This window comes from Halomonas sp. NPDC076908 (genome assembly GCF_050269715.1).
Classification (GTDB): Bacteria; Pseudomonadota; Gammaproteobacteria; order Pseudomonadales; family Halomonadaceae; genus Vreelandella.
In genome coordinates this window covers 1-26899 of record NZ_JBNNIW010000014.1, presented here as the reverse complement: position 1 = coordinate 26899, position 26899 = coordinate 1, and the positions used below count along the sequence as shown (strand labels likewise).

Genomic DNA, 26899 nt, shown 5'->3' with positions numbered 1-26899 from the left:
TTTATCATGCGCGATGCTCGTGAAACTGATCAGTTAACTCTTTTTGGCCACTTTTCGCTCACCCAAGGCGAAGATGCAATCACCCACTTTAGCTATGACAAAGTGAAAGCGTTGCTTGTTTATCTGCTGCTGCATCGTCAGCCGGTTAATCGAGCCGCCCTGGCTGAACTCTTGTGGCCTGATCAAGGCTTATCTTCCGGCAGAACCAACTTACGTCACGCGCTGCACTGTTTACGGCAATCGCTGGGTGAAAGTGCTGATCAAGTGTTAAGTGTTTCCCGGCAAACCATTGCTTTTCAACTGCCAACCAATTGGCAGTTGGATTTGCATAAGCTTCAGCAACTGCTTGAAGGGCCCCGCGACTTAGATACGCTTGAATCGCTGATGGCATGTTACCAGGGCGATCTCATTGAGGAACTCCAATTAGCAAGCTGTAGCGAGTTTCAGCGCTGGTTAGTGCAGGTTCGCAACGAGTGGCGTCAGCGTGTCATTCGTTTTGCCGAACAAGTCTTGGAGGTACATGCGGATGTGCCTGACGCTATTCTTGAAGCGTTGGTCAGTCGCTTCTCCGGATATGGCCCATTTCATGAGCGTTTGGTGCGCCAACTGGCTGAACAGGGTCAAATGGCCGCCGCTCACGAACAGTATAATAGCTATTTACAACTGTTGGCGTTATCAGGACAACAGCCGGAACCAAGCTTTTTGCAGTTAGCCAGTTACTGGTCCGACGGCCATCATGATCCACGTATGATTAGCCCCCAAGGCGCTTTTTCTCGCGCCTTGGCGGCGGATAGTAAACCATTGCGTGAAGATGAAATTGAGCTGCGCCAGCTATCTGTAATGGCTATTCGATTACGTTTAAAAGGCGATTGGCAGGATCGGGCGGCGACCCGTAACTGTCTTGCACTTCAGTTAGAGCTATTGCGCTGGTTGGAGCAGCAGTGTCATCACTTGGGTGGCTTTTGGTTACCCGGTGCTACGGGGGGGTTAGGCCTTGCTTGTTTCGGCACTCATGGTCCAGCGCACCAGCTGGCTGAATTAGTCGCGCTGTATGAGCATTGTCGTCAGGCGCTTCCTTTAGAGAGTGCTCGTCATTGGGCGGGCGAAGGCGAAGTGCCACAGTTTGAATTAGCGGCTGGTCTGCATAGCGGGCGGGTAGTCTATCTGCCGGAGCGGCAGTTGGCCGACCCTTTGGGGCAGGTAACCCAAACGTCACTGGAGCTGATGAGCGCGGCGGAAGGCAGTGAGTTAGTCATCTCTCAAGAAGCCAGCCAGCATATGCCGCCCGCGCTTGATCTTCAGCCGCGGTTAGTGTCACGTTTGGTGGCCAGTGATGGTCGTGTACGCCTACGTGCGCTGGTGTTGGGACAAAATGAAGGGGGACGCGATGCGTTGCCGCCCAGCTTAGTGGGTCGAGAGACCTCTTTGCGCACGCTACGTGATGCGCTCGCGCGTGCGGGCATTGGCCTGCGCCAGAGTGTGTTAGTGCGTGGTGCTTCTGGCATGGGGAAATCGGCGCTGATGGTGGGTTTCCGTCAGTTAGAGCTCAGCCGCGATGCAGCAATATGTTGGCAGCCTACCACGCGGATGTCGGTGCTTGACCCCTACGGCGTCGCTCGTACGCTGGTTAGCTGGTATTTGAAAGCGCCACTAACGGTAGAGTCTATTCGTGCGTTACAGGAAACATTAGAGCTTGATCGGTTTGATGCAGACCGGCAGCACTTGTTGGAAGAAGCGCTGGGTGTGCATGATGTTCAAGAGATCACTCAGCTTGCGCAAAGTGGCGAAGCTGTTGAGTTGGTAGTGATGCTACTGCACCGCTTGATTGAGCGTCAGGCGATGACCCATACCTTGGTGCTGATGATCGATGATCTGCAGTGGCTAGATGAACCCTCCTTTAAGGTATTGGCAGGGCTGCAAGCACGCTTGCCCATTAACACTGCCTTTATGCTGGTTGCTAGCCATCATGGGCGTGATGGCCTGCCGGTAAAATTGCACTGGGACCAGCAAATTGGCCTAGGCAATTTAGATGCGCTGCAATCATCTCGTTTATTGTCACAGCTTTCACGTCGTTATCGTATTCATCTGAGCCCTCGCTTGCGTAACCAAATTATCGAGCGCTGCGACGGTGTGCCGCTCTATATGCAAGAGTTATGTCGTCGTTTGGATATGGATCGCCGAGAAGGGCGCAGCGTCCATTTTGATGAGTTACCCAAAGGCTTGCTGGGTCTACTTGCCAGCCGCATCGATCAATTGGAAAGCGACCGGGAAATTGCCCATGTGGCGGCAGTATTAGGCAAACGCTTCCGATTAGATTTCTTACTTGAGTGTAGCGGGTGGGAAAAAGGGCGGCTTAATCAGGCCCTTGAACATATGCGCCTGTTGGAAATTATTGAACCCGTCGAGAAAGAGAGTGGTGAGCAAGAGTACCAATTTAGCCACCAATTATTGCAAGAAGCAGCCTATCTCTCATGCCCTCGGGATGTGCGAGTCAAGCTGCACCAGCAGGTAGTGACATTGATCGAGGAGCGCTTCCCCGTGTGGATTAGCCGTCATCCTGGTGATTTTGCTACTCACTTGCGGCGTAGTGGTCACTATGCCAGAGGGGCGCGCTATTTTGAGCTGGCTGCCCGTGAGGCGCTTAAAGTCAGTGCTAATCGTACAGCACTGCGCATGGCAGATTTTGGCTTGGCTAGCCTGCGCCACGTTGAGCATGAAATCGAGCGGGAAGTAAGCTTGCTGACCGTAAGAGGACAGGCGGCATTCTCGTTGGAGGGCCATGGCTCACCTACCGCCCATGAAAGCTTCGTGCGCGCTCGCGAGCTGCTACGTGAATCCGGCAGCGATAGTTTGGAAGACCCAGAGGATTTAGAACAAATATTTCTGGTCAAATGGGGCCTGTGGGTAGGCCGCAGTCAGCGCTATGCCCATGCAGATGCCTTTGCTTTGGCCTCGACCCTTGCGGACATCGCCTCACGTCTCGAAGACCCGCGTTATCGGCGGTTGGCTGATTATGCGCGTGCCAACTGTGAATATTGGGCAGGGCGCATTCAGCAGGCCCATGATCATTTAGATGAGATTGATCCGCTTAATGCCCAAATGATGATTGAGTGGTTGCCGTTTTCCGATCATCCCCAAGTGTCAGCAGCCTGTTTTCAAGGTTGGGCTCTCTGCCTGCGTGGCGATTATCCGCGTGCCGAGCGGCAGGTATCTGCCTCTATTCGGCTAGCAGAAAAAATTGCTCATCCTGGTACCTTAGCCATGGCGCTGCTATTTGCCGCCGCGCTTTACCGTCAGCTTGGTCATGTGCATTTAGCGGCGCGCCATGCCGAGCGAGCGGCCGCAATGACAGGTACTCCTGATTTGCAGCTATGGCAAATTTCGGCGCAAGGTATTTTGGGTTGGCAACGGGCGTTGACCGGTGATAGGGCTGGCTTGGTGCAATTACGCGACAGCTTGGATCAAATGGCGGAGCTTAATGGACGAGATCGCTATCAGCGTCCCGTCCTCTGGTACTCTGATGCCTGTATTGAGTTGGGCGAACTAAGCGCTGCCGAAGACTATCTTGACCAGTGTTTAGTGATTGCTCGTGAACGGACGACGCTGTTTCTACCTGAGTTAGCCACTCAGCTTGCCAGAGTACGAGATTTGTTGGGGCATCCGGCTGGCGAGGTAAAAGCGATTGCTGAGATGGCAATTAACCAATCCCGTGAACATGGCAATCAACATCAGGAGTTAGCGGCGCTTGAGCTGTGGCTCACGCGAATCGATGCCAATGATCAGCAGGCGAAAGAGCGCTTTAGAGTGCTGCTGAGTGAGGTTAGCCATAGCGATGCACCGGTGCTAACCCGCTGGATCAGTCTGCTGGATCGCAGGCTGCCTCATCCGGTAGGCATTGAGGGCTAGCATCAGCAGGTCTCCTGCTCCAGCCAGATCAATGTGGCGAGCGCTTGCTCACGGTGTTCGCCGCAAACGCTAACGTCAAACGTAAAACGCTCGCATACCGCTGGACGGCTTGGGTTACCAAATAGTTGGCATAGGTTGAACTCATTAAGCTGTACACAGCGTACACCCGCCGGCTTGCCACCTGGCATGCCGGGGATGGCTGAGCTAATGGAGGGCGCAATACAGCATGCGCCACACCCTGGGCGGCACCCTTCACTCATAGCGCAATGCTTGGTGAAAACTTTGCAAAAGCGCCTTTATTAATTCCCTCAAACGCTTGAATGCGCGTTGCTACGCCGCTTTCAGAAGCAACTTTTTCAGCCAGCCAGATGGCAATATTCTCCACCGTTGTGGGCCCCGGCAATACCGTACATAGCCGTTGCGGTAATGTGATCGAGAAGCTGCCCTGTGCAGCCTGATAGCAGCAAGTAAGGGTTTCATTGGTCTGTTCAGCAATATCCGCTTGCTCAAGTAGATAACGGTTGTCCAACCAGTTTGCCCATTGCTGCTCTAATAGTGGCTGGCGAGCGTTATGCTGCCATATATACAGCCGAGAGCGGTGACCATGGGCTATGCGCTGACAGTTACCCGAATGACGTTTAAGGCCATGGCTATAGCCATAGGCTGCGCCACTGTCTGTTTCATCGCTTAGCGTCAGCGTGACTTGATGGACATTTTGCGGCCGCTGATCAGTTAGCTCGCTGCTTAAGTGCTCGGCAATAGAGTCGAGCGAAATGGACTGCCAGGGGAGGAGGGTAAAGGCTTCTTTAGGCCCACGCACTTCCATAGGATATGGCGTGGCTGTGCGAATGCATAAGCCTTCAGCGCATTCAGACACACTCACACCACGTGCTTGGGTGGGCACCAGCAGGGTGTGATCGAGACCGCTATCCAGTGTGCGCTTGATCCATGGTTTGACTTCACCAAAATCAAATAGCATGCCGTCTTCACCCAGCTCGCCATCTAGCACGGCATCTACCTGCCAGCTGCAGCCTACAAGGCCACGTGTTGAGCACCAGAGGGAGACGTCGATATGCGTCAGTTGCTTAACGAATAAGGACATTAATCGAATCCTGCTATTTTGTGCATTTGTAGCGATAAACGCCATTGCGGATTGGCCATGCAATAAGCGGTCGCTTGGGCAATCGTTGAGGTGGTTTGGTTTAACGGAGCAAGATCCATCGGCTGTAGGAAAAAGTGGCTGAATCCTAGGCCTGAGAACTGCTCAGGCGGTGCATCTACCTGGGGGAAAACCAGCTTTAATTCATCACCCTTTGTCACCGCTAAAGGATTATTTCCCTTGGGGCTAACGCAGAGCCAGTCTATAGCTGCGGGTGGCGCAAGCGTGCCGTTAGTTTCCACCGCGACCTCAAAACCATAGCTATGCAGTGACGTAATTAAGGCCGCATCAAGCTGTAGCAGAGGCTCACCACCGGTAAACACGACATAAGGCGTAGCGTTATTGCTCGATTGAGGCCATAACGCGGCAATATGCTTAGCTAGCGCAGCAGCGGTGGAGAATTTTCCGCCATTAACGCCATCAGTGCCAATAAAGTCGGTGTCGCAAAAAGTGCACTTAGCGGTTGCTCTATCGGACTCACGGCCTGACCAGAGATTGCAGCCACTAAAACGACAAAAGACGCTTGCCCTGCCTGCTTGGGCACCTTCACCTTGCAGGGTGTAAAACGCTTCTTTAACCTGATACATCAGCGTTTTCCCACTGCTGGGGTTGGCTCATAAGCCAGAGGATCAGTGACGCCGTTCGAGCTAAAGGCCGCTAAACGTTCTCGGCAACTGCCGCATACGCCACAGGCCAGCTCCCTGCCTTCGTAGCAAGTCCAGGTATGGCGATAATCAAGCCCCATGGCCAGTCCCTCACGCAGGATGTCAGCCTTAGTGGACGATAGGTAGGGGGCATGCAACTGCACGGGCTCAAAGTTGGCAATGCCTGCCACGTGATTCATCGCTTCGACAAATTCGGGACGACAGTCAGGATAGAGGATATGGTCGCCACCATGAGCGCCATAATCGACTCGTCCAGCACCGATATTGACGGCTTTGGCAATGGCTAGCGAAAGCAAAATCATATTGCGATTTGGCACCACGGTACTGCGAAGGTTGTCCGCTGCGTAATCGCCGTGTGGCATGGCCATTTCTGAATTAGTAAGCGCTGAGTTGTCGATCAGGCCATGAATCGCGCGAATATCGACGACTTGATGGGGGAGCCCAAGTGAAGCACAAACCTGGCGCGCCGTGTCTAGCTCGCGGGCATGGCGCTGGCCATAATCAAAGGAGAGCGCATGGACGGTGAGCCCTTCACTGAGCGCGCGATGGAGTACCGTAAACGAGTCCATTCCACCGGAATAGATAACAACAGTCGTAAATGCGGAGTTAGCATCCACGTTGGGTGATGATGACATGAGAATTACTCTTTGTCGGAGAATTTGTTGATCGCAGGCAACCAATGGCTGCTGCGGCGTTCCGGGATCCGGTCCGGAAGGGCGGCAGTTTACGCAATAGCCGCTAGCCTGGCTAGTGTTTGACCATATGCGCTCTTCATGATGCGATGGCGGACAGCGTTAATATCATCATGCTACGCTAACCATTCATGCTGTTAGAGAGAAACCAATGGCCACCATTGAACACAGTGAAATTGTTAAGGCAACACCAGAGCGCGTGTTTGAGTTACTAAGCCGCGTAGAAGATTTTGCTGATTACTCTGATCTAATCCGCTCAATTGAGCCGCTTGGCGATAACCGCTATAGATGGAACGTTCGGGCAGCCGGAATGGATTGGGCATTTGATGTAGAGGTCACTGATATTCAAGCTCCCTATATACTTGCTTGGGAATCGTTAGACGGGGTTAAAAATCAGGGGCGCTATCGTCTTCGCGAAGTCCCTGAAGGCACCGAAGTGGCGCTGACACTCACTTATGAAATCCGTAATCGACTAATGGAAAAGGCGGTTAACAAAGCGGCGAAGCCGTTAGTTGGCAAAGTAAGCCGTCAGATTCTTGAACGAGTGGAAGCACGATTGAATGAATAATGCACCGCGACACCCCTGGCGCTGGGCGTTAGGGTTTGCCTGTCTCGCCATGTTGGCTTATGTATGGTTATGGTATTCACCAGATTTGATGGCAGTTAAACAGTGGGCTGCCCAGGCATCACATCATCCCGTGGTGATTATAGGGGTGATGCTAATTATGGCCGTCACCTTAGCCGTAGGGTTGCCCGGGAGTATTGGGCTTTGGCTTATAGCGCCCTTTTATCCGCCATTAATTGCGACTGTGATGTTAACGCTAAGTAGTGTCGCGGGCGCGTTTGGGGCTTATCAGATAGCGGCCCGGGCAGGTCAGCGCTGGACGCCAGGTGGGCTAACATTAAAAGTTATGCAGATGCTGGAGCAGCGAAGTGACTTAATGACCCAGTGCGCATTGCGGATACTGCCTGGTTTCCCTCACTCAGTGATTAATTTCGCAGCCGGTTTAAGGACTATTCCTCTTAAAACGTATCTATTGGCAGCGGCGCTGGGGTTATCGATAAAGTGGGGAGTTTATAGTAGCGCTATATATGGTGCCTTAGAGGCTATCGAGACGGAGGATGCGCTGCAGTTCGACGTGGTGTTACCGCTGATTGCCTTAGCACTGTTATTGCTAGTTGGTGCGTGGTTTAGGCGCCGCGTAGAGGCGGCGCGAGACATTTAGAAAGTTATAAAGATTAGTGTGATTTATGCATTGAAGCATCAAGGTGGTCAACTACCTCGGCCCAATCAGCATCTTCTGCCACCGCTTCTTTTAAAAATTCAGCCTGCCCTTCATTCCAGCAGGGGGCTTCAGCCAGTGGCATGAGTTCAGGCAGAGGAGCATTGCGCTGTATAAAGCGCTCGATCGAGTCGGCGTCTGAAGCAAGGCCTAATTGCTCAAAAAGTTCGCTGAAATGGTGTACTGGCTTTTCCATATTCTAGTGCTCCTTCAAACTGTTAGGTTGACCATCTACACCATAGCGTGAATCTCAGTTTGCGCCAGTATTGGGCGTCAGTCGTTTGGCTAACGTTCGCCGACCAGGGGTGTTAAAAAGCGCTGGCGCTGCACCTCTAAGGGTAGCGGCTGTGCTATCAGGTGGATCAATTTGGTGAAAGCCGCTTCAGGCGTCATATCATCGCCTGATAGCACGCCTGCGTCGCTAAGCCCATGGCCTGCTGCATAGGCACCAAGTTGCACACTACCCTGCGGGCACTGGCTTATGGCGGCCAAAAGCTTGCCTTCCCCACTGGCCCGGGCAAGTACTTCCATCAAACGGGCATCATCAGGTAGATTTCCAGCCCCCCAAAGCTGCAACAGCGCACCTTTAATACGGGAGTCGCCTAGCCAAGCATCAAGCTGCCAGGCAGTGATTCCTGGCCAAAGCACAATACGAATGATTTCTCCTTGATTAACTGGGCGGTAGTCCGGCAGCTCAAAGCGTGGGGCTCCACGTTGGTGATGTCCAAGGCTCCTGCTGGAGTAGTACACGAAATCATCGCCCACACGTTCACCTATCAAGGGGTAGCTAGGGCTGGTGAAGGCGTCAAATGCTTCGCTATGCTGCTTGATAGCGCGGGCGCCTCGCAGTAGTTTTCCAGCGAAATAAATAGCTACTTCTTGAAGCGAGGGGTTTGCAGCAAACTGGAGGGCGCCATAGAGATTTTCCAGACCATCACTGCCATTGGCTTCAAGAGGTTGCATAGCGCCAGTCATTACAACAGGGCGATCAAGTCCTTGTAACTGATATGCCAGGCTTGACGCAGTCCAGCTCAGCGTGTCGGTTCCGTGAATGATCACAAAGCCAGTGTAAGCGGAAAGCTGGTCATTAATATCCTGAGCGAGCTTTTGCCAGATAAGCGGCGTGGCAGCGCTTGAGTCAATCAGTGTTGAATAGCTGAGGACGTCATAAGGCGGTAACGTTCGCTGCTGCGCCAGCGATAGTTGAGAGAACGCTGTCGCCATCCTCGATGCAAAATCACCGCTTGGTGCAAGCCCCTGTGCATGCTGTTGCATGCCGATCGTGCCTCCCGTATAGATCACAAGAAGACGCTCTGCGTTCGACGACGTTGTGCTCGCAAAAGGGGAGTGTTGTGGGCTCATGGGTTTTCCTGGATAGGTCAATAAGAACGAGTTATACGCTGCACTTGAAGCTTTCCCGTCTGGTCATCTAAACGCTGATTTCTACCAGCCAATAAGGCAAAACCACAGCAAAGGGTAATAAGCACAATTAATACCCAAGCAATATTCCCAGTGTCAGCTCCCGCCTGAAGTAAAACGCCTACTCCAAAGGGACCTAAAGCAGCGAGTGTATAGCCACCGCCCTGAACAAGCCCTGAAAGCTGTCCTGCCAGCCGTGAGTTGGCGGTGCGTAGGACGAGTAAACTTAAGGCGAGGCTAAAGCTGCCTCCCTGACCTATACCGAGTAGTGCCGCTCCAGGCCATTTCCAAACCAGTGGGGCGATGAGTAGCATCCATAGGCCTAGGCCGGTGCTCAATAACACAAGTAGCAGGGCGGGGCGCTGGTCACGCCCCATCCGTGCAAGCCAAGGAGCCCCCAGGGCAGAAGCTAACTGGCACATAATAGAAACCGCCATAGTCCAACCTGCGTCAGCTTCGTTGTAACCGCGGTAGACCAGCAGTGTCGGTAGCCAGCCAAACACAATATAGGCCATGGAAGATTGAAGCCCCATAAACAGCATTACGTGCCATGTGAGCGGTAGTTTAAGTAGCCTTAAAGTGCCGCTGTTGGCCGGGGCGGGCAGAGCTGATGAGGATGTGCGTGGCATGTTGAAGTGCCAAACCAGCAGAGCGAACAGTGACAGTAACGACCAGCTCATTAAGCTAGCTTGCCAGCTGCCGAGCAGTTGGGTCAGCGGCACGCTAAGACCGGCTCCTAGGGCGCCACCCAAGCAGAGCGCCATTGTGTAGAGGCCTGTGAGTAAATCAGCGCTATCAGGCAGTTCACGTTTCACCAAGGCCGGAAGTAAGGTGCCGCCAATACCAATTGCAGCACCAGCCATTGCTGAACCGACAAAAAGTACACCGGGAAGTGGTAGGCCACGCAAAATAAGCCCTGCCGCCAGCAATATAAGTGCCGCGCTGAGTGTTCTTTCGCTGCCAAAGTGTTTAGCCAGGATGGGTGCAAGCGGAGCGAATAAGCCCAGGAAAAGTACCGGAAGGGTGGTGAGTAAGCCAGCGGCAGTAGCCGACAGGCCAGCCGTTTCCTGAAGCCGAGTGAGCAAAGGGGCAACCGATGACATGGCAGGGCGTAAGTTAAGCCCCACCACAACCATCAGTAAGATAAACGTAATTGAACGACGAGATACCATGCTGAGCCCAGGCGCTTACTTAAGATGAGGGCGCAAGTCTCCACGAACGGCATCAAGTAGCGTGATAAAATGATAATCCTGCGGAGCATCCAAGCAGTCTACCCTTACCGTGGTACGCATACCTTTATCCATGTGCAGCTGGTCAAATATCTCAAGGGTAAGCTTACGTGCTGGCTTATCTCCTGCTGCCATAATGCCGTCTTCAAGCGAGAACGTTTCAACTAAAGTGACACGTACGCGTGTGCTGTTGCCCTCGCTAAGCACGCGTCTTACAAATAGCCAGCCTTCACAGGGTAAGGCATGGTTATCTTCACGCTGACGCAGAAAAATTGTACGGTAGCAGGCGCCTTCAATAGAGGCTTTTTCAGCCATGCTGCGATAAGCCTGAACCACTTGATTGGCTGTGGCGCGTGCGTCCTCTAAACGCTGCACAATCCCTTGGTGTTCTCGGCTGAGCTGCTCTTGACGTTGAAAAGTCAGCCATTGGCGGTAATCGGCCATGAGTTGGGATGATGCCATAATCACTCCGTGAAAAAATGTTCTTGCCTGAAGGCTGGAAATAAATGCTAAAAACAGCGGCTTGGAATATGCAAGGAGGCTACCTTCGCATATTCCAGCACCAGGAGCTAGCGTCTAACGCGACGTTTACGTTCACCACCAGTATTGGCACTTTGGCCTTCGGGTTTGCGTTTAGCCCGTGGTTGCCGTTGGTTGCGGCGACCGTTTTCGATGGGTTCAGGTTTGATGTTTGGGTCAGGCTCAAAACCCGGTTCGATATGTTTTGGCAGCGTCTGTTTAATTAACCGCTCGATATTGCCTAGCAGGGCGTGCTCGTCGACACAGACCAACGATACCGCTTCGCCATTACTTCCAGCGCGACCAGTACGGCCAATGCGGTGTACGTAATCTTCGGCCACATTAGGTAGGTCGAAATTGACAACATGCGGTAGCTCATTGATATCCAAGCCGCGTGCAGCGATATCGGTCGCTACAAGTACCTGCAGGTCACCACTCTTAAAAGCACTAAGTGCGCGAGTACGAGCACCTTGGCTTTTATTGCCATGTATCGCCATGGCAGGTATATCCTGCTTGGAGAGCTGCTCGGCAAGGCGGTTGGCACCATGTTTGGTACGCGTAAATACCAGTACTTGAAACCAGCCATTCTGCTGGATTAGATGGGCTAATAACTCACGCTTTTTCTCACGATCTACGCGGTAAATAGCCTGCTCGATTCTCTCTGCCGTGGTATTGCGTGGTGCCACTTCAATGAGTGCAGGGTTATCTAATAGCTGTTGCGCAAGCGTTTGAATTTCATTTGAAAATGTTGCTGAAAAAAGCAGGTTTTGGCGTTTTTTAGGCACTAGGCGGAGCAGGCGCTTAATGTCGTGGATAAAGCCCATATCCAACATGCGGTCTGCTTCATCAAGCACTAATATTTCAACAGCGGATAAGTCTACATGGCCCTGCTGATGCAGATCCAGTAAGCGACCCGGTGTGGCGATAAGTACGTCCAGGCCTGCTTTTAGTGCATCAATTTGGGGCTGTTGACCAACGCCGCCAAAGATAATGTGAGAGCGCAGCGATAGATGTTGGCCATAGGTTGCTACACTCTCACCGACTTGAGCTGCAAGCTCGCGTGTCGGTGTCAACACCAGCGCACGCACCTGACGTCTGTCGGGACGTTTGCCATCTTTTAGCCGTTGTAACATCGGAAGCGTAAAGCCCGCTGTTTTGCCGGTGCCGGTTTGGGCGCTGGCTAGCATATCGCGACCTTCTAATACGACAGGGATTGCCTTTCGCTGAATAGGAGTAGGTTCGGTGTAGCCTTGCGCTGTGACAGCGCGTAACAAATCGTCGTGCAGGCCAAGATCAGAAAAGCTCATGCGTTCTCCGCAATCACCTAGTGAGTCAGTACTGGTAAGTAGTTGTTGTCACTAGATGTAATGTTCAAAAAGCGAGGTTGATTCACCTTCGCGGCAGCGAAGTGTGCCAGATATTTCACTAGGCCGCGATGGTCGTTGGTTAGCCGTGGTTGACCGTGACAGGTGACAAGAGAGTTACAGCGCGAAACAACGCTGTATTCCGATGTGCACGGACACATCGGAATACATTCGTGTCAGTAATAAGCCGGGCAGTGTAACACGGTTATAACAAGGCAGCTTGTTTAGCTGCCTCGTGTCAGCTTGGTAGCTAATAACGTAACGATAAAAGGCGGGCCAACATCGAAGGCGGTAGTTCAAGCGCTTCAAGCGCTTGGGGTGTTAACGCATAAAGCGCTTCAGGGGTGAAAATGCCGCTCTGAAATAGTTGACGGGCAGTGGCTGGACCTATGCCCTCAAGGGCGAGCAGCTGGCGCGCGAAAAGCGGGATAAATCGGTTGTTTTCTTGACCCTGTAACGTTGCTTCGTAAGCCTGATAATATTGGCCAGCTTGAAGGGTAATAAAATGCTCAATGCGTTGAAGGGCATCCGCCGCTGAGCTATCAAGCGTGTAAGAGGCTAACTGATCGCTGAGTGCATCGTGGCTATGCAGTGCGGTTTCAAGAGTTGCCAGCGTCGCTTCGTCATCTAGTAGTGACGTCACCGTTTGCATTAGGGCGCTAATGCCATCCCGTAATTGCTCAATAGCTAGGGGCGTTGTATGTTCATCATTTGTCATATGAGCCGCCTCATAATGGCTTGATTGTATAATAATTTAGTTGAAATAAGCGCCCGAGCGTATCTCTTCAGCGATAAGCTCGGCAGATTGATCCCAGCTACTGCTTAGGGCGCGCACTAGCGCAGGATAACCATCTTCCTCAAGAGTAGTTTCGGCATAAAAATTTTCCATTGCCAGCATCTCACCCTCAGCATTCACTAGTTGCCACTGACCGCTTGCAACGGCTAAACCGTCAAAACGCCCTTGAAACTGATCAACTTCGATCCGCAGTGTCAGTGCGTCGGGTTGACTCCCTTCAGCCCGGACAACTCTGAGAGAGGGCAGTGTTTGTGACAAGCGGGCGCGAAGGCCTCGCTCTAGCTGGCGGCCTAACCCTTCTGCCCATTGATGTTCGCGGGCCGCATTCAACGTAATGTCGTCCAACTGCATTACGATACCGTCAACATCCAGATAGTGAGCCAGCCGAGGGGCACTAAGGCGTAGTGTTCCTACTGGCTGGGCAGGTGCGTTGGTTAGCTGACCGCTTGTCAGCATATAGCGTGCCGGCGGCGTAACGCTACTGGCGCAAGCAGTTACTAGCAGGCAGGCCATTAGCAACGCTAGGCACCTTAACCATGAAAACCTACCTGTCCCTACCAACTTACGTATCCTTATCGACATACTCAGCTCCTTATTCACGTGGCGCACGCGGGATGGGGTCTTGCGCATCTAGGTTGTCGAACAGCAGTGCCCTTGGGTTTTCATTCAGTGTGCGCGTGAGCGGCTGTAGGTCACGCATTAAGCGATCCAGGCGTTCAATGGCGCTCGTTAGCTCCTGATAAGCGGGAGACGAGGGTGATAAACCTTGCATTGTGCTGCGTAGCTCATCAAGCGTTGCATTTAAGTTGCCACCCACCGCTTGTGTCTCCGGGTCACTAAGCAATTGATTAAGTGAAGCACTGACATCACGGACTTCGTTAAGCACGCTTTCCGAAGCCTGCAGATTACGGTCTAGTCCGGCTAATAGAGGCTCAACTTCAAGCGAATTGAGCTTCTCCAATAAATCGGTAACTTGCGCCTGTATCTGGGCAAAACCTCCGGCAACTGTAGGGAATACGTTAAGATCCGAGAACTGCTCGGGTACATACTCATCGGCTAGGTCACGTTGGAAGTTTAAGTCTACAAACAGGGCGCCCGTGAGCAGGCTGCCACTTTTCAACGAGGCCCGAAGCCCTAGCCCGAACATACGATTGAAGCGTGCTTCCCACTCACCCAGGTCGATGTCGCTATTTTCAATACCGAGCCGCTGAGGCTCTATGCGGATGAGTACGGGAATCGCAAACCGCGCGCGTGAGTCAGGCTGAGGAGCGGTAAATTTCCACGGTACGGCAGCGACAGTGCCGATGCGCACGCCGCGAAATTCAACGGGTGCTCCTCTTGATAAGCCGCGTACCGTTTCATCAACCAGTAGCACATATTCCAAGTAGCGATTGAACGTCCCTTCCCGTGCCTCGTCTTCATCGGCATACAGCGTAAAGCGTGTATTGGCTTCAACGGGTTGTCCCATAGGTAAATCTTCAGGTACGCCGAAAGTAACGCCTCCGCCGAGTAGCGCTTCTAGAGACTCAACGCTGACACGCACGCCATCGGCACCTAAGCGAAAATCAATACCACTGGTGGTCCAAAAGCGTGTGCTATCGGTAACGAGCTGTGTATAGGGTTCTTCAATAAAGACCTGATGTTGCATAGTGCGTGAGGCAGGGTCAAAGCGGTTCTCTTCAATACGCCCTACGGTATAACCTTGATAAGAAACCGGGTCGCCGACGCGTAGTGAATTGCCTAGCTGGCTGGTTAAGCTAAGGCGCAGCCCCGCTTGGCCGCTGGGCGCGACAGGCGGAATATCACTTACTGGGAATTCCCGACGAGGGGCTTCTTGCGTGCCGGGTTCAAGCTGTATGTAAGCGCCGGACAATACTGTTCCCAAACCGCTGATCCCTTCACGGCCAATGCGAGGCTTAACTACCCAGAAGCGGCTGTCTTCTCGCAGCATATCTTCCACGCCTGGTTGAATACGTGCAGTCATCACGGCGTGGGATAGGTCGTCAGACAAGCGTACTGTCTGAACACGGCCAATTTCGACATTGCGACTGCGAATTAACGTGTTTCCCGCCTCGATGCCCTCAGCGCTATCCATAGTGAGCGTTACCAGCGTGCCACGACTTGAGTAGTTGTCATACACCAGCCATAAGCCAATCGCGATGGCAACGATAGGAACCACCCAAATCGGAGACAAACGAGTCTGACGCGATGTTTTAGCTTTGTTTAAATCAGTTTCATCTGATGGGTCGGTGTTCGGCGTTAATGTTTCGTTAGCCATCAACAATATCCTTGGTGGCCGTTTTACGGCTAGTAGAAGAGGGTAAGGGTAAGTCCCAAATTAAACGTGGGTCAAAAGTCATCGCTGCCAACATGGTTAACACAACCACACAGCCGAAGGCGAGCGCTGCAGGCCCGGGTGTAATTGACATCAATGAACCCGCGCGAATCAAAGCAACTAAAATGGCCACAACAAACACATCGACCATTGACCAGCGGCCAATAAATTCCGTTAAGCGGTAAAGCCGCGTACGGCTATTGGCATTTAAGACATTACTCCGTCTAACGACTATGCAAAGCCATGTTAAAGCGACCAATTTACCCACTGGTACAATGACGCTGGCAATAAAGATAACTGCTGCAATAGGCCAGGAGCCCATTTGAATGAGCTGAACAACACCGCCAATAATAGTTGAGGGGGAGGAGTGGCCAAGACTGGTAGTGGTCATAATGGGATAAACGTTAGCAGGAATATACATAATCGCCGACGCGCCCAATAGAGCCCATGTGCGCTGTAGGCTATGAGGTAGGCGTTGATGCAGTTTTTCATGGCAACGGCTACAGTATCCTCGGCCTTGGTCGGACAGCCGATTTATAAGCCCACAGGTGGGGCAGCCAGTTAGATTTTGTTCTGCAGCAGGGCGTCCGGTTTGAGTGCCTTCAGGCGCTAATGGTTCTCCCTCCAATGAAAACCACATCCAATCAGCGTCAATCGATTGCGTGGTCATCAGTAGTAGTACGGCAAAAGCGCAAAACGCCCAAAATGAGATGCCTAATTCAATTTGCGCTATTCCGACAATTTTAATAAGGCTGACCAACGCGCCGATAATAAATACATCGGCCATCATCCACGGTATTAGGTGTGCCAACGTGCGGGCGATATCCCTGCTATAGGGCAAGGGGCGGTCGCGTAGCAGGCCAAATTGTAGCCAAATGACACCCAGCAAATAAACCGCGGGAAGCACGACAATGGTCATTATAACGGCAATGGCAACGAGCGGCTGGTGAAAGCCAATTAAGGTAGTGGCCGTTTGAGACAGCTCAATTCGGTTACCAATACCACTGACAGAAAAGCTAATAAACGGGAACGAGATTGCCAGCACCAAGGCGGTGAGAGCCGCAATGGCCAAGGCCATGCTTCGCTGCGCCGGAAAGCGGTGACGTTTAACTAGCACGTGCGAGCAGCGAGGACAGGAGGCTTTTTCACCAGAGTTCAATGGTGGTAAAGCCGAGACCCAGTCGCACTCGTGGCAGGCGCGCAGGCGCCGCCGCTGAGTTCTAACCTCAGGCGGTGAGCGGTCAACGAGTGGCGTGTTGACCGTTAAATTAGGACGTTTGATCAATCGATGTTGAGCCAAAAACCAAAACTCTCAGTGCGTGTTTTAAGTAAAGCTACTAGGATGTGGCGGATTAAGCTGGCAAATGCGCTATTTAGCAAGTCTATATGCCTGAATAGTGTCTAAAAAAACCTCGTAATGGCGCTTGACCACAGCGAGCGTTTAAATAACGATGCTGCGGTGCAATGGTTAGTGCACAACATGCCGTGTATGAAAAGCATCATAGTATGAGTTGATTGCGACACCCGCGCGGTTAATCAATCTTACCTAGAAGAAATAGTGCCTGGAATTAATCCATGAAGGAAATGAAATGTTACTTCCCTTATTAGCGGTCTTGCTTGGTTTGGCCTTGCTGGTGTGGAGTGCTGAGAAATTTATTGATGGAGCAGCGGCAACGTCCCGCTGGCTGGGGCTTTCGCCGCTGCTGATTGGCATGCTCGTCATTGGCTTTGGTACTTCAGCACCAGAAATGATGGTGTCGGTACTGGCAGCCATTGATGGAAATCCAGGTTTGGCGGTGGGTAATGCCTATGGTTCGAATATTGCCAATATTGGCTTAATCCTGGGCTTAGTAGCGCTTATTTCGCCACTTGCTGTTCATTCAAGCGTTATTCGCAAAGAAATGCCGCTATTAATGCTGGTTATGCTGGCTACCGGTTTAATGCTCCTGGATGGATTCGTGGCGCGCTGGGAGGCTATATGTCTATTACTTGCGCTGGTGGTGTTTATTATTGTTAGCATTTTGCGCTCACGTAATCAGCCAGCGGATGCGCTGGAAGCTGAGGTTGCTGAAACCTTGGATAGCAAACCTATGTCCCGTGGTAAATCTATAATGTGGACATTAGTAGGTTTGGTATTTTTGATTGCAAGTTCTCGCTTACTGGTCTGGGGCGCTGTTGAAATTGCTTTGCGTTTCGGGGTGAGTGACTTAATTATCGGATTAACTGTAGTAGCTATAGGGACATCGCTGCCGGAACTCGCTTCTTCTATTAGCGCGCTGCGTCGTAAAGAGCATGATCTGGTGCTAGGCAATGTGGTGGGTTCGAATTTGTTCAATAGCCTGGCAGTGGTTGGCCTGGCTGGTGTGATTGCACCCATTGAAGCCGGTCGTGAAGTATTAGTTCGCGACTGGAGTGTCATGACAGGAATGACGCTGTTGATGATTATTTTTGCGTTCTCCTGGCGTGGCTGTCCACGGCGTATTAACCGCCTGGAAGGGGGCGTACTGTTAGCTCTATTTATTGCTTATACGGGCTATATGGTGAGCATCGTACTCATGTCCAGATAGTCATTATGTTGAAATGATGGCCATGTCATAGCGCACTACTATGGTGCGCTATGCGTCAATGCGACACATCTTAGACGCTTGGCTACTATTATATTATGGCTGTCCAACTTGGCATGGTTGCAGCAATTTAAGAGCAGTATTAAGAAATAAGCTTAGTGCTTATAACTAAAAGTGCGGTGCCGAAAAGGCTCGACTAAGCTTGTGTTAACCCATTGATGGGAAACCTATTCAGTCTTAGGAGAGTGAAATGGAACTTGATCCCCTTGTGCTATCGCGATTGCAGTTTGCATTCGTTGTGTCGTTTCATGCGATTTTCCCTGTTTTTACCATTGGCTTGGCTTCTTACATAGCGTTACTTCATGGGTTGTTTTTTAAGACCGAGAATCCTGCCTGGGATCGCTTGGCTCTCTTTTGGACCAGGGTATTCGCCGTTGTCTTCGGGATGGGGGTGGTGTCTGGCATCGTTATGTCATTTCAGTTTGGTACTAACTGGAGTAACTTTTCCCAAGCATCCTCAAACTTCTTAGGCCCCATGCTTAGTTATGAGGTGGTTACCGCCTTTTTCCTAGAGGCGGCTTTTTTGGGTGTATTGCTGTTTGGCCGCGGTAAAGTTCCTCAAGGTGTTCACTTGTTTGCAGCCATTATGGTGGCGATAGGCACCTTTATATCGGCCTTCTGGATTCTATCGGCAAACAGTTGGTTGCATACCCCCGCCGGTGTTGAACTTATTGATTTTCGCTTTCATGTAACATCATGGAGCGAGGCAATTTTTAATCCCTCTTTCCCATATCGTTTCGCCCACATGGCGGTTGCCTCTTTCTTAACTGGCGGTTTTGTAGTGGCGGGGGTTAGTGCGTGGTACCTGCTGCGCGACCGCGACCCTGAAGCTAATCGCCGTGCGCTTTCAATGTGCCTTTGGCTGCTGCTATTTTTAGCGCCTCTGCAAGCCGTGATCGGTGACTTCCACGGTTTAAATACATTGGAGTATCAGCCAACCAAAGTTGCCGCAATGGAAGGGCACTGGGAAACGTCGACGAATGTGCCGCTGCTGTTATTTGCGATGCCCGATCAAGAGGCGCAAGCCAACCGTTTTGCCTTTGGTATTCCCAACTTGGCGAGCATCATTTTGACGCACTCGCCTGACGGTGAAATACCAGGCATTAGCGAAGCTGCACCTGAAGAGCAGCCACCGGTCTGGATTGTATTTTGGGCTTTCCGGGTCATGGTGGGGATTGGACTTTTAATGATTACAGTGGCGCTTACAGGGCTGATTTTACGCCGCAAAGGCAATATCTATAAACAACCGCTATTTCTAAAATCATTGGTCGGCATGATTGCGATGCCCTTCGTCGCTGTCTTGGCGGGATGGGTGGTCACTGAGTCGGGCCGCTCACCTTGGTTGGTGTATGGAATGATGACCCATGCAGAGGGCTTGACGCCCTCACTGACCGGCCCAATGGCACTATTTACCCTGATTGGCTACATCCTGGTCTACGGCGTGGTGTTCTACGCGGGTGTGTATTATCTAACGCGGGTAGTGCGGAACGGTATGTTACCTGTAGAAGAGCGTGAAACCACAGGTGAGAACTTTAAACGTCCAATGCGGCCGATGTCTGCAGCGCATACTCCTTTTGACGATGATGTTGACCCGGTAAGGAGCTAAAAATGAACATGGAAATGTTTGATTTAACGTTAATTTGGGCGTTCATTATTGGCTTCGGCATTATGATGTATGTGCTGATGGATGGGTTTGATTTGGGGTTGGGGATTCTCTATCCCTTTGCCCCTGATGAAGACTCCCGAGATGTGATGATGAACTCGGTTGCGCCGATATGGGATGGCAATGAGACCTGGTTAGTGCTCAGCGGTGCCGGCCTATTAGGGGCTTTTCCGTTAGTCTATTCAGTGTTTTTACCCGCTTTATACATTGGCGTTTTCTTGATGTTGGCGGGGTTGGTATTCCGTGGCGTTGCATTTGAGCTGCGCTTCAAGTCGAGACGTAATCGCCACTGGTGGAACAGGGCGTTCTGCTGGGGGTCAGCAGTTGCTGCTTTTGCCCAGGGGGCGGTGGTGGGTGCTTATATCCAAGGGTTTCCTGTCGAAAATTTTGCCTACGTTGGCGGCGCGTTTGATTGGCTGACGCCTTTCTCGATATTAACCGGTCTTGGTTTAATGGCTGGTTACGCATTATTGGGGGCTACTTGGCTGATACTTAAATCAGAAGGCCATATTCAAGACTGGGCTTATAAAATCACGCCTATGTTACTGGCTCTTGTGCTGTTGGTTTTTGGAATTATTAGCATATGGACGCCGTTTGTGAACCCGATAGTATGGGAGCGTTGGTTTGGCCACATACAATTAATTTGGGTCTTCCCTTTCTTAGCTCTAGCGTGTGCTTTCATTGTATATCGCTCTGTGCAAAAACGCCGCGAGGGTGTGCCCTTTATTGCCACTATTGGCATTTACTTCTTTACGTATTTGGGGCTGATTGTCAGTAAGTGGCCTATTATTGTGCCTCCGAACTATACACTGTGGGATGCCGCTTCTGCGCCTGAATCGCAGCTGTTCCTACTGATCGGCTTTGTGTTTGTTATCCCGATAGTTCTGGCTTACACCGCATGGTCGTATTGGGTATTCCGCGGCAAAGTGCGCGTAGGCGAGGGATATCACTAAGCGGATGGTAGCTGAAAAGAATGATCTCTTAACGCCGCGTAGTTGGTTATCTGAACTAGCTAAAAGTGAGCGTAAGCGCTTAGTGGGTGCGTCGCTTTGCGGTGTTTTTGCGGGCAGCCAAACTATTACGCTGGTGGTGGGGTTGGCATGGCTGATTCAACAGATAGTTGTGGAGTCCCGCTCACCATTGGCGTTACTGCCCATTTTTGCCCTGCTGGCAAGCTGTGTGTTGTTACGCGCTGCTTTTCAGTGGGGTCATGAAACGCTTAGTTTGGAAGCCAGCTTGCGTATTCGCCAACGTGCCAGGGCTCAGGTACTAGATAAGCTGGCAGAATTAGGCCCTATCTGGCTAACGAGTCGACACAGTGGCGCATTGGCGAATCAGGTGGTGGAGCATATTGACGCGTTAGAAGGGTACTTTGCGCGCTTTTATACCCAGCTACGTATGACGCTTTGCTTACCGCTATTAATTTTAATGGTGGTGGGCTGGCTGGATTATTTAGTCGCCTTATTTTTGTTGCTGTCTGCCCCGCTTATTCCACTTTTTATGGCCCTAGTAGGCATGGGGGCCGAGCGGCTTAATCGCGACCAGTTTGTAGCGGTATCAAGGCTATCTGCGCACTTTATTGACCGGGTGCGGGGGATGGCTACGTTACAGCTCTTTGGACATACCACAACTGCTCAACGTGATGTCTGGTATGCCACGGATGAATATCGACGGCTCAGTATGCGTACACTGAGGCTGGCGTTTCTCTCTTCTGCAGTACTTGAGTTCTTCGCCTCGGTAGCGATTGCGGTAGTGGCGATGTATGTCGGCTTTGGGCTGCTCGGTTATATTGAATACGGTCCCTCTCCTGCACTGACTCTTTTTTCAGGCCTTGCCGTCCTGCTGCTTGCTCCTGAGTTTTTCCAGCCACTGCGCACGCTTTCTCAGCATTATCATGATCGCGCTGCGGCATTGGGGGCGGCGGAGAGTATCGTTAATATACTCAATGAGCCTGATTTGATTGTTCAAGAACATTTGGGGCCTCATGACGCCTCGGCAGTGATTGAACTGGCAGGTGCCAGTGTTGCTTACCCTGGACGCGGCCATGTAATAGGCCCTATAGACCTTACGATTGAGAAGGGTGAGATTGTGGCTATCAGTGGTGCGTCCGGTAGTGGGAAATCTACATTGCTGGCACTGCTTGCCGGCTTTATTCAGCCAAGCAGTGGAGAGTACCGTCGGCAGGCAAATAGCCAATCGGCTTGGTTGGATCAGCAGCCTTGTTTGTTGCACGGTAGCTTGGCCGATAATCTTCGCTTGGCAGCACCGCACGCGTCTGAAGAGGAGATGCTGGCAGCGCTGCATCACTCTGGTTTTGCGCCTCTTTTGGCACAATTACCTGACGGTTTAAATACCCTGATTGGGGAACGCGGTATAGGTTTATCCGGCGGGCAGGCCCAGCGCCTTGCGCTTGCACGTGTTTATCTAAGCAAAGCTCCTTTGGTATTACTGGATGAACCTACCGCAAGTTTGGATCATGACACTGAGCAGCTTGTAATCGCTGCATTGCTTGAGCTGGCAAATGACGGTCGTACGTTAGTCATTGCTACCCATCACCCGGCGGTGATCTCCGCAGCACAGCGCCATTTTATTTTTGAAAAGGGTGAGTTAGCAGAGGTGGCCAAATGATGACTGTTTTTCGTGACTTTCTTCCTTGGCTGCAATTGCTGGTACGGCGTCGTCAGCGCTTTCTTGTGGGTGCGCTTCTTGTTTGGATAACACTCTTGGCAGGCCTTGCCTTGCTCGGGCTATCGGGATGGTTTATTACCGCGAGTGCACTGACGGGTTTAGCTTTGGCAGCGGGCATTCCAGCGCGTTTAGACGTTTATGTTCCTGGCGGTGGTATTCGTTTTTTTGCCTTGCTGCGTACTGTGGCGCGTTATATCGAGAGGCTCTATAACCACAACACAGTGTTAACGCTGCTTGCTGACTTACGCTATCGGGTGTTCGGTTCTTTAACACGCCTTGATGATGCCAGTTTGCGTCGTCAGCGTGCCAGTGACTGGTTGAGCCGATTAACTGCTGATATCGATACGCTGGATAATTTTTATCTGCGTATTCTCATGCCACCGCTGGTAGCACTGCTCAGTGTGTTGGTAGTTGTGGTTTTTGTAGCGTTCTGGTTGCCAAACGTGGCCGTAATAATAGCGATAACGCTGCTTTTGCTATGGTTAACGGTGACGCTGTTTACTGCTAACTGGGGATTTGCTCAAAGCTACCAACAAACAGTTGATCAACAATCCTTACGCCACCTAGTGGTCGATCAGGTACAGGCCTCAGCAGAATTAATGAGTTATCAAAGCGCCCCGTGGCATCGTGGCCTTGTTGCTACTCAGGAGCAGCAAGCGCTTGTCAATCAGCAGCGGTTGGGACGTAAGACGGCATTAATTAACTGTCTAGTAAGTAGCGTGACCGGTTTATTGGTGGTAGCGGTGCTGTGGCTAGCCAGCCTAGTATTTTCTCAGCAGTTGGTAGCAGCGCCTATCGTGGTCATGGTGGTGTTAATTGCTTTAGGTGTAAATGAAGTTTTCCTCGCGCTACCCAGTAGCTTTATAAAGCTAGGCGCTAGCTACGCTGCGGTGCAACGCTTAAATAAATTAACGGGTGACTCATTATCAACTGAAACACCGCCGAGTCTGCCGGAAGAATCAGGCTTGGCCATTAACGTTACGGAGCTGACGATGCACTATCCTCAGGCTCTGCAGCCTGCATTAAGTAATGTCACTTTTCGACTGCAGGAGGGGAGGCGCGCGGTTATTACTGGCAAGTCGGGTGCGGGCAAGTCTTCTTTAGTTAGCGTATTGATTGGCCGGCTTATAGCGTCTCAAGGACAGGTGATAGTAGGGGGCGTGGCACCATGGCGGCTTTCATCGCAAAGTCGTGCGGAACATTTTGCGGTACTCACTCAACAAGTGGATCTCTTTGACAGCTCTTTGGCTGAGAATCTGCGTATCGCTAACCCTTCTGCTAGTGATCACATGTTATGGGAAGTACTGCGAGCCGTCGCGTTGGATAGCTGGGTACAGCAATTACCGAAAGGCTTAAATACAGCAGTGGGTGAGAAAGGGCAGCAGCTTTCAGGTGGTCAAGCTAGGCGTGTCGCGTTAGCACGCTTAATGTTACGTAATCCCAAGGTAGTGCTGCTTGATGAGCCATTCGCAGGTATCGATGAGACAACGGCTAAACACATTGCCATATCATTAGATCAATGGCTCGCGAGTCGAACGGTCATCTATTTTGTTCATCAAATTAGCTCATTAGTCCGACCTCCTGGCATTGAGTATCACTGGCACCTTGATGCCGGTAAACTGAGTCAATGTTTACTTGATTAATTGATCTCACGGTTAGGAGCCCACTATGAATGATTTTTTACGCAACCTTCCTAAAGTAGAGCTCCACTTGCACATTGAGGGTTCGCTTGAGCCCGAGTTAATGTTTGCGCTGGCGCAACGTAACGGAATTGAACTGCCTTACGCGACTGTGCAAGAAGCCAAAAATGCTTATCACTTTGATGATCTACAGGGGTTCTTAAATCTTTATTTCCAGGGTATGAGTGTGCTTTGCCAAGAAGAGGACTTCTATGACCTGGCCATGGACTATTTCAAACGCGCTAGAGAGGAGGGCGTTGTGCATATCGACATGCATTTTGACCCTCAGGCGCACCTGCAGCGGGGCGTGCCGTTAGAGGTAGTTATGAGCGGGCTGCTAAAAGCCAAGCAAGAGGCAGAAGCAACGCTCGATCTTTCTATCGGTATGATTATGGCTTTTCTGCGTGATCGCCCCGCAGAGGAAGCGTTGCACGTGCTTGAACAAGCTGCACCTTGCTGGAAGATGCTGGATGCCATTGGGTTGGATAGCGCGGAACAAAATAATCCACCGGTAAAGTTTGTCGAGGTATTTAAGCGCGCTAAACAGCTCGGGCTAGTATGCGTTGCCCATGCCGGCGAAGAGGGCCCTGCTGAATATATTAAAGAGGCCTTGGACGAATTGGGTGTGCAGCGCATCGATCATGGTGTGCGCTGTTTGGAAAGTGACGCAGTGGTTGAGCGCTTGCGCAGGGAGCAGATAGTCCTAACGGTCTGCCCACTATCTAACGTAAGCCTTAAAGTGGTAGAGGATCTGCGTGACCACCCCTTGCCCCAGCTTTTGAGAGAAGGGCTTAAGGTGACCATTAGTTCGGATGACCCGGCTTACTTTGGTGGTGGAATGCTGGCTAACCATACCGCATGCGCAGAAGCATTTAGCTGGGATGAGTCTGTATTTCGTCAACTAACGCAGAATGCTATTGAGGAGGCTTTCACCACTCCCGAGCGTCGAGAAGAACTTTTGGCACGCTTAGTTTCACTATAAACACGCTAAAAACGTGCATGCCGCCTAGTAAACCAGGCGGCCCTTGGTTAACGGTGCCGCTGTTTTGTTGCGCTACTTTATGGCAATGCAGGCACTTCAAAGTCAGGCATTGCCCCGGTTAGTGTGTGTAAGAATGCAGTGATATCGTCAATGGTTTCATCATCGAACTCTCGTCCAAGCATCTCTTGGCCCATAATGGCGACGGCCTCCTCTAGCGTTTCTGTCGCGCCATTATTCATATAAGGGTAGGTCACTGCGACATTGCGTAGTGTGGGCGTTCTAAAACGATATTTGTCACCCTCTTCTTCGGTAACGATGTAGCGGCCTAAATCGGTTGAGCCTGGGACTTGAATAGCATGGAATTGGCTATCGGTAAGCGCAGGTCCTCGGTGGCAAGCAATACACCCATTGTCTACGAAGGCCACCATGCCGTTTTTCGCTGCTTGGCTGATGGCGTCTAAATCGCCATGCAGGTAGCGGTCAAAGGGCGAGTTGGGAGTATTAAGCGTGCGTTGGAAAGAGGCTAACGCGTGTGCCAAATTATCGTCAGTGATGGGGTTTTCTTGATCAGGATAAGCTTCGCTGAATTTTTCCTGATAAAGCTCGAACCCCACTAGCCTTTCTATTGCTAGATCCAGCTCCATGGCCATTTCTACCGGAGCTTGAATCGGTCCTAATGCCTGGCCTTCTAAGTCAGGCTCGCGACCATCCCAAAACTGCGACCCCAAAAAACCACTATTCAATACGGTCGGTGTGTTGCGCTCACCAACCTGACCATCGTGACCCACCGCGCGCGGAATGCGATCGGCCCAGCCAAGCGCAGGGTTGTGGCACGTGGCACAGCTGATAACTCCACTGGATGAAATCCGAGGTTCAAAAAAACAGCATGTTTCCAAGCTCTACTTTCTCATCTGTCAGCGAATTATCCGCTGGGATAGGAGGTAAATAGGGTAAGGCTTCGAAGCGGTTGCGATAGTTTTCTAGCCCATCGTCAGCAATAGCGATGCTGGAGGCAAGTACGCTACCCGTTGCCAGTAAGGCTAATGATGTAGCTTTTATGGTCATGATTATTCTCCCTTGCTTTTACAGTCCACGGTTTGAAACCGCTTATTGATTAGCTTACGGGAGAGAGGAGTAGCCACTTTGTCCTGGATCAATAATTGGGTTGCAAAGTAGGCTTTACTGAGGGAGTGTTAATTCTTAACGAGTTTTGTCGATAAATATTCAATTCGTTATTGACCCCGCCAGGAATTCGGGTAGTATACGCCACAAGTCAACGGGGCACGGCCTCAGCGACTAGCTCTTTAACAATTTGATCAGGTAATTCATGTGGGCGCTTGCTGATGCGGTGACAAGTCACCCAATATCAAGGCAAGCGGTCATGGCAATGTAAATTGAAATGAATTCGTTTGAACCTTGAGCCAAGTTTGATCCGCTTTTGCTGTCTTCGGCGAGTCTTTAGAAAGCGAGTAAGGATCACAATGATTTTAAACTGAAGAGTTTGATCATGGCTCAGATTGAACGCTGGCGGCAGGCCTAACACATGCAAGTCGAGCGGTAACAGGTCCTTCGGGATGCTGACGAGCGGCGGACGGGTGAGTAATGCATAGGAATCTGCCCGGTAGTGGGGGATAACCTGGGGAAACCCAGGCTAATACCGCATACGTCCTACGGGAGAAAGGGGGCTTCGGCTCCCGCTACGGGATGAGCCTATGTCGGATTAGCTAGTTGGTGAGGTAACGGCTCACCAAGGCGACGATCCGTAGCTGGTCTGAGAGGATGATCAGCCACATCGGGACTGAGACACGGCCCGAACTCCTACGGGAGGCAGCAGTGGGGAATATTGGACAATGGGGGCAACCCTGATCCAGCCATGCCGCGTGTGTGAAGAAGGCC

General features: G+C 51.5%; 24 protein-coding genes and 1 rRNA gene. 10 read left to right on the top strand and 15 right to left on the bottom strand.

The window, feature by feature from the left end; all coding sequences use genetic code 11:
- Positions 1–6 precede the first annotated feature (6 nt).
- The gene (locus ACQKE4_RS10210) at positions 7–3906 is read left to right on the top strand and encodes an AAA family ATPase (RefSeq protein ID WP_427388217.1); all 3900 of its coding nucleotides are present in this window, start codon (positions 7–9) and stop codon (positions 3904–3906) included.
- 2 nt (positions 3907–3908) lie between these two features.
- Here the strand turns inward: ACQKE4_RS10210 and ACQKE4_RS10205 are convergent, their stop codons facing one another.
- Genes ACQKE4_RS10205 through queC form a run of 4 tightly spaced genes read right to left on the bottom strand, consistent with a single transcriptional unit; the run spans position 3909 to position 6365 of the window.
- On the bottom strand, positions 3909–4166 hold the full coding sequence (locus tag ACQKE4_RS10205; RefSeq protein ID WP_427388216.1) for a YkgJ family cysteine cluster protein: 258 nt from the start codon (positions 4164–4166) through the stop codon (positions 3909–3911).
- The gene (locus tag ACQKE4_RS10200; protein WP_427388215.1) at positions 4163–5008 is read right to left on the bottom strand and encodes a 6-pyruvoyl trahydropterin synthase family protein; all 846 of its coding nucleotides are present in this window, start codon (positions 5006–5008) and stop codon (positions 4163–4165) included. The genes ACQKE4_RS10205 and ACQKE4_RS10200 overlap by 4 nt, the downstream gene beginning before the upstream one ends.
- The gene (gene queE / locus ACQKE4_RS10195) at positions 5008–5652 is read right to left on the bottom strand and encodes a 7-carboxy-7-deazaguanine synthase (protein ID WP_427388214.1); all 645 of its coding nucleotides are present in this window, start codon (positions 5650–5652) and stop codon (positions 5008–5010) included. Before queE ends, ACQKE4_RS10200 begins: the two co-directional genes overlap by 1 nt.
- Positions 5652–6365 (bottom strand): 7-cyano-7-deazaguanine synthase QueC, encoded by a 714-nt coding sequence (queC, locus tag ACQKE4_RS10190; RefSeq protein WP_427388212.1) that lies wholly within the window; start codon positions 6363–6365, stop codon positions 5652–5654. Before queC ends, queE begins: the two co-directional genes overlap by 1 nt.
- A 208-nt stretch (positions 6366–6573) precedes the next feature.
- On the opposite strand from queC, the gene ACQKE4_RS10185 reads away from it, so the two are divergent.
- Together ACQKE4_RS10185 and ACQKE4_RS10180 are read left to right on the top strand one after the other, a co-directional pair.
- On the top strand, positions 6574–6990 hold the full coding sequence (locus ACQKE4_RS10185; RefSeq protein ID WP_427388211.1) for an SRPBCC family protein: 417 nt from the start codon (positions 6574–6576) through the stop codon (positions 6988–6990).
- Positions 6983–7648, top strand: coding sequence for a TVP38/TMEM64 family protein (locus tag ACQKE4_RS10180; protein WP_427388209.1), 666 nt, complete (start codon positions 6983–6985; stop codon positions 7646–7648). Before ACQKE4_RS10185 ends, ACQKE4_RS10180 begins: the two co-directional genes overlap by 8 nt.
- A 13-nt stretch (positions 7649–7661) precedes the next feature.
- Here ACQKE4_RS10180 and ACQKE4_RS10175 read toward each other — a convergent pair whose 3' ends face one another.
- From ACQKE4_RS10175 to ACQKE4_RS10135, 9 genes are all read right to left on the bottom strand, one after another.
- Complete coding sequence (locus ACQKE4_RS10175; protein ID WP_290839450.1) at positions 7662–7901, bottom strand: DUF2789 domain-containing protein; 240 nt, start codon at positions 7899–7901, stop codon at positions 7662–7664.
- Positions 7902–7990: 89 nt separating this feature from the next.
- Complete coding sequence (locus ACQKE4_RS10170) at positions 7991–9067, bottom strand: asparaginase (protein ID WP_427388208.1); 1077 nt, start codon at positions 9065–9067, stop codon at positions 7991–7993.
- Positions 9068–9084: 17 nt separating this feature from the next.
- Positions 9085–10296, bottom strand: coding sequence for an MFS transporter (locus ACQKE4_RS10165; protein ID WP_427388207.1), 1212 nt, complete (start codon positions 10294–10296; stop codon positions 9085–9087).
- Between the two features lie 15 nt (positions 10297–10311).
- A complete protein-coding gene (locus tag ACQKE4_RS10160; protein WP_290839446.1) occupies positions 10312–10815 on the bottom strand; it encodes a hypothetical protein in 504 nt (167 codons plus the stop codon).
- A gap of 107 nt (positions 10816–10922) precedes the next feature.
- Positions 10923–12179 (bottom strand): DEAD/DEAH box helicase, encoded by a 1257-nt coding sequence (locus tag ACQKE4_RS10155; RefSeq protein ID WP_427388206.1) that lies wholly within the window; start codon positions 12177–12179, stop codon positions 10923–10925.
- 307 nt (positions 12180–12486) lie between these two features.
- Positions 12487–12954: a helix-hairpin-helix domain-containing protein gene (locus ACQKE4_RS10150; protein WP_427388205.1), complete on the bottom strand. Its 468-nt coding sequence runs from the start codon at positions 12952–12954 to the stop codon at positions 12487–12489.
- Positions 12955–12990: 36 nt separating this feature from the next.
- Positions 12991–13545, bottom strand: a complete 555-nt coding sequence (locus ACQKE4_RS10145; protein ID WP_427388204.1) for a PqiC family protein — start codon at positions 13543–13545, stop codon at positions 12991–12993.
- Between the two features lie 79 nt (positions 13546–13624).
- On the bottom strand, positions 13625–15310 hold the full coding sequence (gene pqiB / locus ACQKE4_RS10140) for an intermembrane transport protein PqiB (protein ID WP_427388203.1): 1686 nt from the start codon (positions 15308–15310) through the stop codon (positions 13625–13627).
- Entirely contained in the window at positions 15303–16652 is a 1350-nt protein-coding gene (locus ACQKE4_RS10135) for a PqiA/YebS family transporter subunit (RefSeq protein ID WP_427388290.1), read from the bottom strand. The genes pqiB and ACQKE4_RS10135 overlap by 8 nt, the downstream gene beginning before the upstream one ends.
- A 304-nt stretch (positions 16653–16956) precedes the next feature.
- On the opposite strand from ACQKE4_RS10135, the gene ACQKE4_RS10130 reads away from it, so the two are divergent.
- The 6 genes from ACQKE4_RS10130 (at position 16957) to ACQKE4_RS10105 (ending at position 25003) form a co-directional block, all read left to right on the top strand.
- Positions 16957–17934, top strand: a complete 978-nt coding sequence (locus ACQKE4_RS10130) for a calcium/sodium antiporter (RefSeq protein WP_427388201.1) — start codon at positions 16957–16959, stop codon at positions 17932–17934.
- Between the two features lie 247 nt (positions 17935–18181).
- Positions 18182–19597: a cytochrome ubiquinol oxidase subunit I gene (locus ACQKE4_RS10125; RefSeq protein WP_427388199.1), complete on the top strand. Its 1416-nt coding sequence runs from the start codon at positions 18182–18184 to the stop codon at positions 19595–19597.
- Between the two features lie 8 nt (positions 19598–19605).
- Positions 19606–20607, top strand: coding sequence for a cytochrome d ubiquinol oxidase subunit II (gene cydB, locus ACQKE4_RS10120; RefSeq protein WP_427388289.1), 1002 nt, complete (start codon positions 19606–19608; stop codon positions 20605–20607).
- Positions 20608–20611: 4 nt separating this feature from the next.
- Positions 20612–22282, top strand: a complete 1671-nt coding sequence (gene cydD, locus ACQKE4_RS10115) for a thiol reductant ABC exporter subunit CydD (protein WP_427388198.1) — start codon at positions 20612–20614, stop codon at positions 22280–22282.
- Positions 22279–23985 (top strand): thiol reductant ABC exporter subunit CydC, encoded by a 1707-nt coding sequence (gene cydC / locus ACQKE4_RS10110; RefSeq protein ID WP_427388197.1) that lies wholly within the window; start codon positions 22279–22281, stop codon positions 23983–23985. The genes cydD and cydC overlap by 4 nt, the downstream gene beginning before the upstream one ends.
- A 25-nt stretch (positions 23986–24010) precedes the next feature.
- The gene (locus tag ACQKE4_RS10105; protein ID WP_427388196.1) at positions 24011–25003 is read left to right on the top strand and encodes an adenosine deaminase; all 993 of its coding nucleotides are present in this window, start codon (positions 24011–24013) and stop codon (positions 25001–25003) included.
- A 77-nt stretch (positions 25004–25080) separates the two neighbouring features.
- Here the strand turns inward: ACQKE4_RS10105 and ACQKE4_RS10100 are convergent, their stop codons facing one another.
- Positions 25081–25899, bottom strand: a complete 819-nt coding sequence (locus tag ACQKE4_RS10100) for a cytochrome-c peroxidase (protein ID WP_427388195.1) — start codon at positions 25897–25899, stop codon at positions 25081–25083.
- A complete protein-coding gene (locus tag ACQKE4_RS10095) occupies positions 25877–26068 on the bottom strand; it encodes a hypothetical protein (protein WP_427388194.1) in 192 nt (63 codons plus the stop codon). Before ACQKE4_RS10095 ends, ACQKE4_RS10100 begins: the two co-directional genes overlap by 23 nt.
- A 424-nt stretch (positions 26069–26492) precedes the next feature.
- On the opposite strand from ACQKE4_RS10095, the gene ACQKE4_RS10090 reads away from it, so the two are divergent.
- Positions 26493–26899 (top strand): 16S ribosomal RNA (locus ACQKE4_RS10090); the annotation flags it as partial.

Bases quoted from the DNA above. Each gene is read 5' to 3' on its own strand.
- ACQKE4_RS10210 (WP_427388217.1), top strand. From the start codon at position 7: ATGCGCGATGCTCGTGAAACTGATCAGTTAACTCTTTTTGGCCACTTT.
- ACQKE4_RS10205 (WP_427388216.1), bottom strand. From the start codon at position 4,166: ATGAGTGAAGGGTGCCGCCCAGGGTGTGGCGCATGCTGTATTGCGCCC.
- ACQKE4_RS10200 (WP_427388215.1), bottom strand. From the start codon at position 5,008: ATGTCCTTATTCGTTAAGCAACTGACGCATATCGACGTCTCCCTCTGG.
- queE (WP_427388214.1), bottom strand. From the start codon at position 5,652: ATGTATCAGGTTAAAGAAGCGTTTTACACCCTGCAAGGTGAAGGTGCC.
- queC (WP_427388212.1), bottom strand. From the start codon at position 6,365: ATGTCATCATCACCCAACGTGGATGCTAACTCCGCATTTACGACTGTT.
- ACQKE4_RS10185 (WP_427388211.1), top strand. From the start codon at position 6,574: ATGGCCACCATTGAACACAGTGAAATTGTTAAGGCAACACCAGAGCGC.
- ACQKE4_RS10180 (WP_427388209.1), top strand. From the start codon at position 6,983: ATGAATAATGCACCGCGACACCCCTGGCGCTGGGCGTTAGGGTTTGCC.
- ACQKE4_RS10175 (WP_290839450.1), bottom strand. From the start codon at position 7,901: ATGGAAAAGCCAGTACACCATTTCAGCGAACTTTTTGAGCAATTAGGC.
- ACQKE4_RS10170 (WP_427388208.1), bottom strand. From the start codon at position 9,067: ATGAGCCCACAACACTCCCCTTTTGCGAGCACAACGTCGTCGAACGCA.
- ACQKE4_RS10165 (WP_427388207.1), bottom strand. From the start codon at position 10,296: ATGGTATCTCGTCGTTCAATTACGTTTATCTTACTGATGGTTGTGGTG.
- ACQKE4_RS10160 (WP_290839446.1), bottom strand. From the start codon at position 10,815: ATGGCATCATCCCAACTCATGGCCGATTACCGCCAATGGCTGACTTTT.
- ACQKE4_RS10155 (WP_427388206.1), bottom strand. From the start codon at position 12,179: ATGAGCTTTTCTGATCTTGGCCTGCACGACGATTTGTTACGCGCTGTC.
- ACQKE4_RS10150 (WP_427388205.1), bottom strand. From the start codon at position 12,954: ATGACAAATGATGAACATACAACGCCCCTAGCTATTGAGCAATTACGG.
- ACQKE4_RS10145 (WP_427388204.1), bottom strand. From the start codon at position 13,545: ATGGCCTGCCTGCTAGTAACTGCTTGCGCCAGTAGCGTTACGCCGCCG.
- pqiB (WP_427388203.1), bottom strand. From the start codon at position 15,310: ATGGCTAACGAAACATTAACGCCGAACACCGACCCATCAGATGAAACT.
- ACQKE4_RS10130 (WP_427388201.1), top strand. From the start codon at position 16,957: ATGTTACTTCCCTTATTAGCGGTCTTGCTTGGTTTGGCCTTGCTGGTG.
- ACQKE4_RS10125 (WP_427388199.1), top strand. From the start codon at position 18,182: ATGGAACTTGATCCCCTTGTGCTATCGCGATTGCAGTTTGCATTCGTT.
- cydB (WP_427388289.1), top strand. From the start codon at position 19,606: ATGGAAATGTTTGATTTAACGTTAATTTGGGCGTTCATTATTGGCTTC.
- cydD (WP_427388198.1), top strand. From the start codon at position 20,612: ATGGTAGCTGAAAAGAATGATCTCTTAACGCCGCGTAGTTGGTTATCT.
- cydC (WP_427388197.1), top strand. From the start codon at position 22,279: ATGATGACTGTTTTTCGTGACTTTCTTCCTTGGCTGCAATTGCTGGTA.
- ACQKE4_RS10105 (WP_427388196.1), top strand. From the start codon at position 24,011: ATGAATGATTTTTTACGCAACCTTCCTAAAGTAGAGCTCCACTTGCAC.
- ACQKE4_RS10095 (WP_427388194.1), bottom strand. From the start codon at position 26,068: ATGACCATAAAAGCTACATCATTAGCCTTACTGGCAACGGGTAGCGTA.